A 463-nucleotide genomic window follows, 5' to 3' on the forward strand; every position below is an offset into this window, starting at 1 on the left:
AGGCTGCGGATACTGGCATTCAGCCCGGGGGTCAGGCGCTCTTTGATTTCGCTGTGGCAGATGGCCTCACGGACAAACTCGCTCAGGTTCATCCCAGCGCTGCGGGCTTTTCCTTTCAGCATGTAGTATTCTCCGGTGTTCAGTTTCACATTCACCCGGTAGCTTCGTTTCTCGGATTTTTGCTTTTTCGGTCGTCCTGTTTTTGTTGCTTTTTTCATGGTTTCCTGTCTACTTTTTTCAGACCAGCGGGATGGATGTTGGGTTTCGGTATGACCGAAGCATAAACTTGCTAAGCCCCATCTCTTGTCTGTTGTTCTTCCATTAAAGCTACCATGCAGTGGGCAAAAACAAAACAACAAAAACGGTTCAAAATGAGTCAATTGGAATGTCATTCATATTCCTCAAAGAGAAAGAAAAAACAGTCAAAAAAAGAAAAAGAAAGTCATTTGAAAAGCTGGGCGGC

1 protein-coding gene is annotated in these 463 nt (G+C 45.1%); it reads right to left on the reverse strand.

Features of this window, described 5'->3' with window-relative positions:
• A partial coding sequence (locus N2K84_RS20680) for a plasmid mobilization protein (RefSeq protein ID WP_345894146.1) occupies positions 1–218 on the reverse strand: 218 nt, incomplete at its 3' end.
• Between the last annotated feature and the right edge of the window lie 245 nt (positions 219–463).

The organism is Gaoshiqia sediminis (assembly GCF_025907915.1).
GTDB classification, from domain to species: Bacteria; Bacteroidota; Bacteroidia; order Bacteroidales; family Prolixibacteraceae; genus Gaoshiqia; species Gaoshiqia sediminis.